The 12,444-nt window shown below is 44.5% G+C and carries 9 protein-coding genes; 1 reads left to right on the top strand and 8 read right to left on the bottom strand.

Features of this window, described 5'->3' with window-relative positions; translation table 11 throughout:
* Window positions 1–198, top strand: a 198-nt coding sequence (locus tag JGK39_RS22985) for a hypothetical protein (RefSeq protein ID WP_293258065.1), incomplete at its 5' end; no start/stop codon positions are given.
* Window positions 199–348: 150 nt separating this feature from the next.
* Here the strand turns inward: JGK39_RS22985 and JGK39_RS22980 are convergent.
* The 8 genes from JGK39_RS22980 to JGK39_RS22945 form a co-directional block, all read right to left on the bottom strand.
* The gene (locus JGK39_RS22980) at window positions 349–1,680 is read right to left on the bottom strand and encodes an adenylate/guanylate cyclase domain-containing protein (protein WP_293258063.1); all 1,332 of its coding nucleotides are present in this window, start codon (window positions 1,678–1,680) and stop codon (window positions 349–351) included.
* Between the two features lie 163 nt (window positions 1,681–1,843).
* Window positions 1,844–2,014 (bottom strand): hypothetical protein, encoded by a 171-nt coding sequence (locus JGK39_RS22975; RefSeq protein WP_293297456.1) that lies wholly within the window; start codon window positions 2,012–2,014, stop codon window positions 1,844–1,846.
* Between the two features lie 78 nt (window positions 2,015–2,092).
* Window positions 2,093–3,112 carry a chemotaxis response regulator protein-glutamate methylesterase gene (locus JGK39_RS22970; RefSeq protein ID WP_293258061.1) on the bottom strand — a complete coding sequence of 340 codons (1,020 nt, stop codon included), beginning with the start codon at window positions 3,110–3,112 and terminating at the stop codon, window positions 2,093–2,095.
* A gap of 301 nt (window positions 3,113–3,413) precedes the next feature.
* Entirely contained in the window at window positions 3,414–6,419 is a 3,006-nt protein-coding gene (locus JGK39_RS22965) for a hybrid sensor histidine kinase/response regulator (RefSeq protein WP_293258059.1), read from the bottom strand.
* A 169-nt stretch (window positions 6,420–6,588) separates the two neighbouring features.
* Window positions 6,589–7,257 (bottom strand): chemotaxis protein CheW, encoded by a 669-nt coding sequence (locus JGK39_RS22960; protein WP_293258057.1) that lies wholly within the window; start codon window positions 7,255–7,257, stop codon window positions 6,589–6,591.
* Between the two features lie 276 nt (window positions 7,258–7,533).
* Window positions 7,534–8,916 (bottom strand): transposase, encoded by a 1,383-nt coding sequence (locus JGK39_RS22955; protein WP_293258055.1) that lies wholly within the window; start codon window positions 8,914–8,916, stop codon window positions 7,534–7,536.
* 283 nt (window positions 8,917–9,199) lie between these two features.
* The gene (locus JGK39_RS22950) at window positions 9,200–10,792 is read right to left on the bottom strand and encodes a methyl-accepting chemotaxis protein (RefSeq protein WP_293258053.1); all 1,593 of its coding nucleotides are present in this window, start codon (window positions 10,790–10,792) and stop codon (window positions 9,200–9,202) included.
* Window positions 10,785–12,362 (bottom strand): CHASE3 domain-containing protein, encoded by a 1,578-nt coding sequence (locus tag JGK39_RS22945; RefSeq protein ID WP_293258051.1) that lies wholly within the window; start codon window positions 12,360–12,362, stop codon window positions 10,785–10,787. The genes JGK39_RS22950 and JGK39_RS22945 overlap by 8 nt, the downstream gene beginning before the upstream one ends.
* Between the last annotated feature and the right edge of the window lie 82 nt (window positions 12,363–12,444).

Genomic DNA, 12,444 nt, shown 5'->3' with positions numbered 1-12,444 from the left:
TCTGTGACGCTAATACTGCATAATTTCAGCCCAAAAGCGTTTGGATTCCAAGTTTTCACAACTGATAAAAAAACCGACCCACATCTGCGGAATGTGGGTCACAAGATCGGACGGCGGTTGAAACCGCGTCTATACAGCCAAAACCCGGATGGTGCGCGGGTTGAAGAACAGACAGTGAAAATTACGTTCGGCGGTTGAAACCGCGTCTATACAGGCAAAACCCGGATGGTGCGCGGGTTGAAAACCCGGCTAAAATACGTTATCCTCTCTTAGTCCGCGCACCATCCGGACATCGTTTGTATAGGCGCGGTTTCAACCGCCGTCTTATCCGATCCCAAGCGTATTCAATTAAAAATCAACTTCCAATCTTCCTTTCAACAAATAAGCTGCCATTTGGCCCTTACCTTTAACACTGATCAAACCGCGTTTTTCAAACTCATACTTGTCTTCTATGAGTGAATAAGTTGCTTCCGTAATCTGAATTCCGTCCGGGATACCGTGAGATTCCATGCGGGAAGCGGTATTTACCGTATCGCCCCACAAATCGTAAATAAACTTTTTCGTCCCGATGATTCCGGCTACCACTGGGCCCGAATGAATGCCGATGCGGATGCTAATAGTGAGGCCGAACTCTTCTCTATATTGAACTATGGCTTCTTGCATATCTATGGCCATTTCCGCGATCGCATCTCCGTGATCTGCTCTCGGATTTGGCAGCCCCGCCACTACCATATAAGAGTCGCCAATTGTCTTAATTTTTTCTAAACCGTGTTGTTCGGCGAGATCGTCGAACTTGGAAAATATATCGTTGAGTAAATGTACTAATTTTTTAGGCGATATTGATGCCGACAACTGGGTGAAGCCAACAATATCCGCGAACATTACGCTAACTGCTGCGAATTCGTCGGCGATTACACCTTGTTCTTTTTTTAATCTTTCGGCGATCGCCTCTGGCAATATATTTAACAGCAACTCCTGGGATTTTTTTTGTTCTATCTCTAATTTTTGTAAATAATCCTGCATGGTTTGATAGGCGAGATTCCTTTCCAGCAGGTGCATATAAGCTTTGGAGTGATAGCGGATTCTAGCAATGAGTTCGACTGGATTGGGCAGTTTTACTAAATAATCGTTAGCACCCAAGGAAAATGCTTGCGCTTTTAGTTCCGCTTCTTCTTTACTGGAGAGCACGATCATCGGAATGTCTCGCGTCAGCGAATTGGCTCGAAAAAAGCGCAGCAACTGCAATCCATCTATTTCTGGCATTACTAAATCTTGGAGGATGACTGTTGGCTTCACCTCTAATGCTTTCTTAATTGCTTGAGCTGGATCGTTACAGTAATAAAATTTAATATCTTTTTCATTAGCAAGCATTCGGCGCACCGCTTCGCCGATCATTTCCTGATCGTCAATCAGTAAAACTGTCACACTGTATTCGGTCAAGCTGGATGATTTTTCTATTTCTGAATTTAAAGGTAAATTTAAGTCAATCGAGTGACGGCTTCTCTCCAATTTGAGGTTACTGAGAATGGCGCTATCTCTGGCGGTAACTGGGTTTTTCCCATTGTTTCCCCTATCCTCAAACTTCAACGTTACCACGTTGCGGTTGAATATTTGGCTTTCTGGTTGATTTACTGCACAACCGCGATCGAATTCAATAGCCTGAGAGTGAGTTAAGTTCATAACTAGATCGGGCAACGGCCATTGTCTGGAGAGGATCGAAACTTTTACTTAAATATTTTCTAAGTGTCAATAGCGACCCGGTATTATTTAAGTACGCTTACCAGGTGATAATACCAGGTTGGTAAAGTTTTATCCGCTGATTTTTGCAAAATCTTTACACAGCCTAGCACGCTTGACATTGATTGCAAGGGCTACGATCGCTAATTGTTGGGTCAGCCGACTGCTGCTTGCTAGCAGGTGCCCGGTAACCGCAGCATTCCGCGAAATTACGGACTACTGCAAGATAAAAGCGCGATCGACTTCCCAAAACATCACCCCATAGATAGATTATCATCAGTGAGAGTCTGGCACGCCATCGGCCATTGTGCTCAACAGCTTAAGCTTTATGGCCCAAACATCTCTAGTATTTTCTCTAGACGAGATATTTCATGCAGGCTGGGGCGATCGCCTCGATCGGCAAAACCTGCACAGCCGCATTCAAATCAGCAGCAGCTTTCGGCATCCCGTAAACTACTGACGTAGCGCGGTCTTGGGCGATCGTGTGCCAGCGGGCCGATCGCAAAACTTTGAGTCCTTTAGCGCCGTCTTTGCCCATGCCGGTTAACAGCACTGCCACCCCTTTGCCCGGCCAGTATTGAGCGACACTATCAAAAAAAGTGTCTACTGAAGGGCGGTAAGGATAGTCTAAAGGTTCCTTCGTATACTTAAGTGTTAAGTTTGATTGTAATACTAAGTGGTCGTTAGTAGCAGCAATAACCACCTTACCGACTTCCAAAGGTCGATCGGCAACTGCCACACTCACCGCCAACTTACTTTTTTGACTCAGCCAATCTGCCAAACCCGGAGCAAACTCAGCATCTACGTGTTGGACGATCGCCACAGCCGCAGACAAATTTCCCGGTAAAGCCGATAGCAGAGTTGCCAAAGCTTGGGGCCCGCCAGTCGAAGAGCCGATCGCCAGCAGCGGCGGAGTCAGGCATTTGGGAGTTGCATTCTGAAATATAGAAGTCGAGTTAGTTTTACCAATCAATCTAGCAACCTTAGAAATAGTTTTTAACAATTCCACACCGCCGCTTTGGGAATTGCCCATCAACCCCAAAATCGGCGTATTAATAGCATCCAAAGCTCCATATCCCATAGCTTCAAAAACCCTGCTGGCATTACCTGTTACCGAAGATGTCACCAACAGAATCGCGCAGGGAGATTGCTTCATAATCAGGCGCGTCGCCTCAACGCCATCCATCACCGGCATGATCAAATCCATCAAAATCAAATCCGGGGTATTGCGGGCGCACTTGGACACAGCTTCGGCCCCATCCGCCGCTATCCAAATAATTTCATACTCCGGTACCGTCACCAAAACTCGGCGCAAAGCTTCAGCAGCAATCAACGTGTCGTTGACGATCGCTATTTTCATGTTGAAATTGCTCATAGTTAATTAATTTTCAGTTGCGGGTAGTTGTCGAAGTCCGCCGATCCAGTTTCTTAGGCTTCGGAACTTTATTTAAAACATGACTGATACAGCTAACTATTTAATAGCACATTTTGGTCTCATATCAATTCCGGTTGCATCAGAATTAATATTACCCGAAATCAGGACACTCAAGATGCCGTGTCCCTACAATAAATCGAGGTAGGGAAACGGCACTGCCGTCTCCTCGCTTGTCATTCCGGCAGCGCCGGAATTGATAGCATTTTTATTTTTTAATTAAAAAACTTAATCCTAGATTTTTTTAAGCCTCACCGATTAAATCAACCACCGCATTTAACAGCGTATCGTCGTGAAAACTGCTTTTAGTTAAATAATAATCCGCTCCCACTTCCAATCCTCTGATTCTATCTTGCTCGCGGTCTTTGTAAGAAACAATAATTACCGGAATCGACTTTAGCGCCGAATGATTTTTAATTTGACTGACCAGCTCGATCCCCGTCATGCGCGGCATATCAACATCGCTAATTACCAAATCAAACTGCCCGGTACGCAGAGCATTCCAACCATCCATACCATTAACAGCTATTTCAACCTCATATCCTTGATTTTCTAACAGTTTTCGCTCTACTTCTCGAACAGTAATCGAATCATCCACTACCAAAACGCGCTTGCGAGTTGTTGATTCAGCAGTTTGTGCAGTTTGACTGACTTTCTGCAACCGAGATTCAGTCAGCAGTTTATCAGTCGATCGCACCAAATCTTCAACATCGACAATCAGCACCGGCGCACCGTCTTCCATAAAAGCAGCGGCGCTGATATCCGCTACCTTACCCAAACGCGGATCTAAAGGCCTGACAACTAAATCGCGTTCCCCCAGAAACTTATCCACAGCTAAACCGTAACTGTTAGATCGATCGCTGACAATGATCACCGGCAGCAAATCCAACTTCTCAGGTGGCGCTGGTAACTCCAACACTTGATAAGCTGTCACCAAACCAATGTTTTGGTTGTCGAGAGTAAAATACTGTCGGTTTTCGGCGATCGCAATATCAGCAGACTCAACCATCACAATGCGATCGATCCGAGTCAGCGGAAAAGCATAAGGTTCCCCCGAAATTTCCACCAACAGCGTCCGAATTACCGACAGAGTTAGCGGCAACTGCAAATGAAAACTCATACCTTTTTCCGGCAGAGATGTCGCCCGGAGAATGCCGCCAACCTCCTGCACCATACTTTGCACAATATCCAAACCAACACCGCGGCCAGAAATTTCCGTCACTTGACTAGCAGTAGAAAAACCCGGCAAAAATAGAAAATCCATCAATTCCGGTTCAGTCAATTTCGCAGCCATTTCCGCACTTACCATACCTTTCGTGACAATTTTTTGGCGGAGTTTTTCCGGTTCTATTCCTTTTCCATCATCCGAGACAGTAATTGATAGCATCCCGCCCCGATGTGCAGCTTCCAGCCGGATCGTACCTTCGGCAGATTTTCCCGCAGCCAAACGCGCGTCTGGGAGTTCAATACCGTGGTCGAGAGCGTTACGCAAAATGTGCGTTAGCGGTGCTTCTAATTTTTCTAAAATATCTCGATCTACCTGAGTAGATTTGCCAATAACTTCAAATTTTACTTGCTTCCCCAACTGTCGGGCTAAATCTCTCAGCATTCGCCCAAAAGCTGAAACGCCGTCAGCAAACGGTCGCATATTGCTGGCAATAACTTCTCGGTACAAGCGATCGGACAAGTTGGCAGAACGGCGGGCAAACAGTTCGAGTTCGTTGAGGCGATCGGACAAAATATGGCGGCAATCATTAGCTTTTTTGCGAGCACTGCTGAGATAATCTTCCGAACGCTGATCCAGAACAGAATCGCTTAAAGATTCCTGCAACTTTTCCAACAAATTATACAGTTGTCCTTGGTTGGTTCTCAGTTTTAATAATGAATCAGCAAACGGTTGCAGCCATTTTGCTTCTACTAAAGATTCGCCCGCCAAACCCATAATCCGGTTTAAGTTTTCCGCATTTACTCGCACTACGCGGTCAGCGGTTTTAGGCTTTTGAGCATTTTCCCTGAGATTTGAAGTTGCAGGTTTTGCGCTAACAATTTTAGTCGGTCTTTGCTCTACAGCTACTGCTGTAGAATTGGCAGCGGAGGAAATTTGACCGCTATTCTTTGTGGGTTCGGAAGCATTATTTTGAGGCTTTGGTTGTGGTGTCGGCGTTTTTTGGGAAATCCTTTCTTGCGGAGGTTGTTCAGAAGAAACAGCGGCTGTTATTGCAGATTTTTGAGGTGGGACAGTTTCACAAATAATACTTATATCTCCGACTATTTTATCTATTTCTCCCTCTCTTTGTGCCAGCCAAGCTTCGATTGCCAGCACCGGAATCTCCTGTATATTTACCAGAAAATTTACTCCAGCGAGCAGGGTGTCAATTTGACTGGCATTTAAGCTAGCTTTGTGTTTCTGAAGTGCCACAAATGTATCTTCTATCGCCTTCGCAAGTTTAACAACTTCATGGAACTGAACTATTCTGCCAGCACCTTTAATTAAATGAGCGGATTTGACAAGGGAGTCTAAGTCTAAATATTCATTGGGGTTATTTTTGAGCGATAGTAAAGTTTGGTTTAATAGTATTGATTGGGTTTCTACTTCTCCGGCAAATAAAGCTAACATCGATAAATCAGTTTTCAGCAGACGAGTTTCTCGACTTTCAATCGGCGGAAACTCTGGCAATATTTCATGAGTAATATCAGAATTTAATTGTACATTGTCTGTTATTGCTGCGGTAAAATCAACAGGTAATTGCGGCTCCCATTCCGGCAGACTTTCTGTTTCAACAATGGTCTCTTGTTCTATTGTTTCTGGTTCATCTGGGCTGCCAAAATCTAATTGTTCGTTATTGATAATTGCTAAGATGGCAGTTTCTAAGGTTTCAACTTGCGATCGGTTAACCGGAAGCCAATTTGCGATTTCAGTTTCCGGAATCTGGCTGATTTGGGCCAAAAGGTCGATCGCCCGCAGCATCACATCAATCTTATCAGGTGCATCTAGGGCGATCGATCCAGCCTGCGCCGCCACAAAGCAATCCTCCATCACGTGAGCGATTTGCACAGCAGCATCCAATCCCACAATCCGCGCCGCGCCCTTGAGCGAGTGAGCCGCCCGCATCAAAGATTCCAATTCAGCAGGAGAATTTGGGTTATTTTCCAATACCAAAATGTTCTCATTTAATACTGCTACTTGGGTGTCCGCCTCCATGCGAAATAAATCCATCATGGAGAAATTGCTCATATCTTGATTGCTCATTTTTTATTAATCCTAAATAAAAGATAAATTCGGCAACAGATTGTGTAAATTAGATTAATTCCAGTGGCATCGTAATGATTAGACCGCGAAGGCGCGTCTGACGCAAAGGAAGATAAGAGAGAGATGAATAATTCCTATGCCCTATGCCCTATACCCTATGCCCAATTGATTAGATAATCTTCTTATTCAACGTATAAAACAGCAAATCATCATCCAGATAACAAACACTTTGCCCCTGCCAATTTATAATCCCTTTAGTATAAGTTTCTGGCACCTTAGAAACAGTAGCCGGAACATTTCTGATTTGTTCCGGAAGAATGCGGTGAATGCCGTAAATTTCATCCACCCCAAACACCCAGCGGCTGCCTTCTCTCTCAACAACTACCATCCTCTCGTAAACAACAGGACTAATATTTTGTCGGCTAGCATCTGCCGCTTCCAATCCCAAAAGAGCTTTTAGCGAAATGCACAACTGGATTTCGCCGCGAATATTCACCAAACCGATAAGTATATTATTGCTGCGGTGAGGCAAAGTGTGGATAACAGAAATCTGCGTCACTTCCTTAAACAGTTGGGCCGGTAAAGCCAACCATTCGCCGCTAAGCCTAAAAATACCTACAGATATAGTACCCGCAGCCGTGACAGCGTTAGTTACTCCTTGACTCGATCGCAATAAATTAGTCCACTCTTCCAGATACCCTGCCGGCAATTCCTGTTCCAGCAAACTGCGGCCCGCGTCGGAATAGACAGGGCAGTTGCGGCAGTGAATAAATGTCTTTAATTGGGGACAAGTGCGATCGCCCCCAACTCCGATCCGATTCCAGCAATCATCAGTCATTCGATTTTAGATTTTAGATTTTAGATTTTAGATTTTAGTTTGTAGGGTGTGCACCGCGCACCAGTCGATCTAACTAACCGTAAGGCGTGTATCACGCACCAGTCGATCTAACTAACCGTAGGGTGGCCAGCGGGGGGAAATGTTTAGTTTTGCGATCGTCACATTCAGCCCTCGACCGCACCCTACAATAACTATTGTACAAAAAAATAGATTTTAGACTGAGCCTCGCTACACCTGTTATTCTTGTGACATACTCCCACGTCAAGCCTCGTGGTGCTATGACGTGGGCATCTTTGCAGCCCGATGAAGGGTATCCAAAATTTCCTTCGCGGTACTGTCATCTATAGTTCCTACTACAGAAAGATTCCCACTACGGCGTTTTATTTTGGGGAAAATGTCCAACCCCAATTTCTTCAAATTAATCGAAGCGTTGATATCGCGATCGACCATTAAAGAATGTTGCTCGTCCCAATAGCTTCGCATACCGCAATCGGTGAAAACGATTTCATTCCGATAGCACAGAAGCATTGAGGTATAAGCAGGTTTTTGCGGAACGACGGCTGATCCAGCTTTTTCGGCTATGTATTCCAGCGTCTTGAAAAATTGACCAAACGCAGCATCCAGCCAAGACTTGTTTAGTCCTGATTTGGCTGATTGACCGTTTGGGAGGTAGTTACCCTCATCGTCTTGCTTAACTTTATTCCGCTTCGTTAAGCCTTTTAAGTTCAAATCTTCGTGAAAAAAGAATTTAGCTCCAGACCTGACAAGTTTGTGAGCTGTTTTATAGTGGAAGTCTTGGCGAGAACGCGCTATTTTTTGGTGCTGTCTCGCTTCTTTTTTTGCTAATTTCCGTCGGGCGCTACAGCCACGCTTCCGCTTATTCCGCTTTTTTGAAATGCGGTCTAACTTAGCTTGGTTTTTGCGAAGCGGTTTCAATGAAGGCAACTTTTCGCCCGATGACGTTGCTAAATAGACATCTTCATGCAGCACCGCATCTAACCCAATTGAGTTATCCCAGTTTGGGGTAACTTTGTCAGAAATAAACTGGGGTACTGAAGCGTCTTCAAGCATTATCTGGGCGAACCAACCATCAGCCTTTCTAGTTACACTAATTTGCTTGACGGTAAATCCATCGGGGATTGGGCGGTGCCTCCGAACTTTTATGACGCCCAACTTCGGCAATCGGATATAAAACCAATTCTTGCGAACCAACTTAATCCAATCGCTGTTAGCCGTAGAAAAAGTCATCGTCCGGTAATCAGCTTCAGTCTTGAATCGGGGTTTACCCGATCGACCGCCTTTACTATCCCCTACTATAAACCGTTCAAAGGCTTTATCTACTCGTCTAGAAACATCTTGCAGGATAGTTGAATCTACCTGCTTGAAGTCCAATAGCTCACCACTGTGGAAGACTTTTACTAGGTCTTTTTTGAGGGCGGGCAATTGTTGCTTTTGAGAGTAGTAGTTGGGCTTTTCGCGAGGCGCAGAGATGCTAGCAACCAATGGACAAGCATTTATAGCAGTGCGGTTTCTTTCCCACCAATCAAATCGATCGCCTAGCTGTCTGTTGTACCAATAGCGACAAATTCTCAACCAATGGTTGAGGGTTAATTTTTGATTGGTGTCGGGATAGAACTGATACTGATACGTTACTTTCATTGCGCTACGACCTTTACGCATTTTCTGGTAATAAAAATACCAGAAAATACTAGATAAAGTCAAGTAGTAATTTAATAATTGTGTCGAGTAATGATGCTAGCAGATAAAGATTTGTTGATCTCGTCATCCACACCTTCATTGCTCGCCCGCTATGCTGACGAGGACATGAAGATGTGGAATCCTCGGTTCACGCGCCTTTCATCCCACACTAATCGAAGCGACAAGCGTGTGGGGATTCCCGTCTGACTAGCTAAAAAACCGACTAGATCCGCCGACTCCCTATTTACTTTAAAAACGCTAGCATTTCGTGACGCAAACCGAGTGTAGCATCGTTCACTTGCCCGATCGCCCCATTGATATCCCGCAGCGCCGACGCAGTTTGCGAAGAAGCCTCACTCAACTGCACCATAGCCTCGCTAATTTGCTGAGCACCCTGAGACTGTGCATCCATCCCCTCATTCACCTCCTCAAAACGCGGAGTCAAAGCTTCCACCCGCTGAATAATCGACTCCAACTGCAAACTAATAGTTTGCACATCTTCCACCCCCCGGCGCACCTCATTAGTAAACTTATCCATTTCCATCACACCAACACCCACAGCAGACTGCATTTCTTTAACCATATTTTCAATATCCAAAGTAGCCACCGCCGTTTGATCCGCCAGTCGGCGAATTTCCCGAGCAACAACAGCAAAACCCAACCCGTACTCTCCCGCTTTCTCCGCTTCAATAGCCGCGTTGAGCGAAAGCAAATTAGTTTGATCCGCCACCTTCGTAATCGTCGTAATAATACTGTTAATATTATTAGCTTTTTCGCTAATCACGCCCAATTTACCCGAGATGGCACTGGTAGAATCTGCTAATTTATTCATCGTGGATTCCATGCGACCAATTTCTTGTTTACCCCCGCCGGCAGATTGAGCAGCTTGGTGCGACATCTGGGAAACTTCATCCATTGTCCTCACAAGTTGCATAGCAGTAGCCGCAATTTCTTTAGCAGTAGCTACTACCTCATTAGTCGAAGCCACTTGTTCGTTCATCGTCGCTTCCAATTCCTTCCCGGAGGAGGCAATTTGGTTAGTAGAACCGCTAATTCTGAGGCCCGACAGATCTATTTGATTTTCCAGAGTTTGGGAAACCGCGCTCGTGAGAAACAGTCCAAACAGTCCCGCCGTTAGCGGCCCGAGAATCATGCCCAAAATTACCCAGAACGTGGTTTGAGTAATATCGTTTTTTGACTGCTGTTTAGCTAGTTGTCCCGTAGTTTCATTAATTTTTATATCTTCCAAGATTAAGTTAGTAGCTGCTTGAAACGAGGGCCGATTCGCTTTGGCGCGATCGCTCAATTGATTGTAAAGCGCCCCAGCCCTTCTAGCAGCCTCGATATCGGGCGACTTAGTATTCCCTTGGCTAATCAGTTCGATCTGCCTTTTAAACGGGTTGAGAATTCCCAAACTCTCAAATTTTTTATTTAAATCTAAAAAAGCTTCGTGATTTTTCTTCCAGATATCCCATTTAGCCTGCAATTCTTTGTATACCTTATCTTCATCCGCCGTTCTGGATGTGGTTTCATACTCTTTGAAACCGTCAGCAATCTGCTCCCAAGCTTTCTGAATTCTCGTCAATTCAGTTCTCCTTTCCTCTGGGCTGAGTTCCAGATCCAGCAAAGCCCGTTCCGACGACTCAATTTGCGTTTGTCCTTCATTAATTTTCCATAATCCACTAATGCTCGGCAGGGAATTATTAGCTAGCGTATCAATATGTCCGCCGAGTCGAGAAGTGCCGCTCCAACCGATAGAAGCCACAGCTAAAACAATCACCGCTAGAAAGATAAATGCTGCATTCAGCCGCTTTTTGAAACTGATATTTTTAAACATTTTTTGCTTCCTTACTGCTTACTTTAAACCGAGAAATTTCTTGACGCAGATTTTGAGAGGCGTCATTTAATTGAGAGATAGCACCGTTAATTTCGCGCAAAGCCCCCGCCGTTTGCGACGAGGTTTGACTCAGATACACCATCACCTCGCTAATTTGCTGAGCGCCTTCCGATTGAGCCTCCATACTCTGGTTTACAACTTCAAAACGCGGAGTGATAGCTTGCACCTGCTCGATAATTTCAGTCAGTTGCCAGCTCACACTTTCCACATCCTCAACGCTATCATTTACTTCTTCAGTAAAATTATTCATTTCCGTCACCCCAGTAGAAACTGCTGCCTGCATTTCTTTAACCATTTTTTCAATATCCAAAGTAGCAACAGCAGTTTGATCGGCTAAACGCCGAATTTCTCGGGCGACGACAGCAAAACCCATACCATATTTTCCCGCTTTTTCTGCTTCGATCGCAGCATTCAAAGAAAGTAAATTAGTTTGGTCGGAAACTTTAGTTATCGTAATAATAATTCGGTTAATATTGTTAGCTTTTTCGCTGATATTGGTAAGTTGGCTAGAAATAGAAGTCGTGGCAGTTGCTAAATCCCGCATGGTATTTTCCATCTGGCTTAAATTCCGCCGCCCGCCCTCTGCCGCGATTGTGGTAGTTTGGAATGTAGAAGTGATTTCCTCCATTGTTTTCTTCAGTTGCCGAGAAATAGCAGCAATCTCTTTTGTAGTAGCTTCCACATCTCTAATCGAAGCTGCTTGTTCGGTAACAGTCGCTTCTAATTCCTTACCAGAGGCGGCAATTTCCTTAGAGGAAGCAGTCACTTGAATCCCGGAATTTTGCACTTGCCCGATTAAGGAATTTAGGCTTTCAGTCATGCTTTGGAATCCGGCGAGCAGTTGGCCGACTTCCCCCGGATAAGTTGCTGAAATATTGGCAGTTAAATTGCCAGCCGATACCTCTTCTGCTACTTTTACTGCTATTCCCAAAGATTGGGCGATGTTCCGGATAATTACCCAAGAAATTAACGCACCCACTCCCACAATCATCAAAGTGCTGGAAAGAGCAAAGTAAGTTGAAAAAATCTCAGCTTCCCGGGCTAATTTCTTTTTTTCATCCAAGAATCGATTTTCACTTTCCTTTATTTCTGTAATTTTCCCCCTCAGCTTCGCCATAATTTCTAGTCCTGTTCCAGCGCTTACTATTTTTTTTACCTCCTGTTCTCGACCAGATTTTTGGAGTTGAATAGTTTTTTCTAAATAATCGATTCTTTCTTTAATCAGGGTTTGCAATTGGCCGAGTTTTTCTTGTTGTGCGGGATTTCTCATCTTCTCTCTCAACTCGGCTAGTTGCACGTTAATGCTCGCATTTGCTTCATTGTACGGGTCTAAAAAAATCTCTTTTCCCGTGTACAGATAACCGCGCTGGCCAGTTTCAGCTTCCACCAACAGCATATCCAACTGTGCCAATTCTTGCAACAGTTTATAGCTTAAAGTAACGTTATCTAAAGACTTAACTAAAGTATTTTTAGTGTGCAGTGCCACAAGATTCGCTATAATTATTAACATAAAAATTGTCCCCAATCCCTGCCACAAAATTTGTTTGATAGTTGATTTCTTATGCACTTAATTTACATCTCCTTGGCGTCCT

The sequence above is a fragment of the Microcoleus sp. PH2017_12_PCY_D_A genome, assembly GCF_020738565.1.
Taxonomy (GTDB): Bacteria; Cyanobacteriota; Cyanobacteriia; order Cyanobacteriales; family Microcoleaceae; genus Microcoleus.
Note: the sequence above shows the minus strand (reverse complement) of the source record. Positions and strands in the feature narration are given on the sequence as shown.

Bases quoted from the DNA above. Each gene is read 5' to 3' on its own strand.
- JGK39_RS22950 (WP_293258053.1), bottom strand. From the start codon at position 10,792: ATGTTTAAAAATATCAGTTTCAAAAAGCGGCTGAATGCAGCATTTATC.
- JGK39_RS22955 (WP_293258055.1), bottom strand. From the start codon at position 8,916: ATGAAAGTAACGTATCAGTATCAGTTCTATCCCGACACCAATCAAAAA.
- JGK39_RS22970 (WP_293258061.1), bottom strand. From the start codon at position 3,112: ATGAGCAATTTCAACATGAAAATAGCGATCGTCAACGACACGTTGATT.
- JGK39_RS22960 (WP_293258057.1), bottom strand. From the start codon at position 7,257: ATGACTGATGATTGCTGGAATCGGATCGGAGTTGGGGGCGATCGCACT.
- JGK39_RS22945 (WP_293258051.1), bottom strand. From the start codon at position 12,362: ATGTTAATAATTATAGCGAATCTTGTGGCACTGCACACTAAAAATACT.
- JGK39_RS22980 (WP_293258063.1), bottom strand. From the start codon at position 1,680: ATGAACTTAACTCACTCTCAGGCTATTGAATTCGATCGCGGTTGTGCA.
- JGK39_RS22975 (WP_293297456.1), bottom strand. From the start codon at position 2,014: ATGATAATCTATCTATGGGGTGATGTTTTGGGAAGTCGATCGCGCTTT.
- JGK39_RS22965 (WP_293258059.1), bottom strand. From the start codon at position 6,419: ATGAGCAATCAAGATATGAGCAATTTCTCCATGATGGATTTATTTCGC.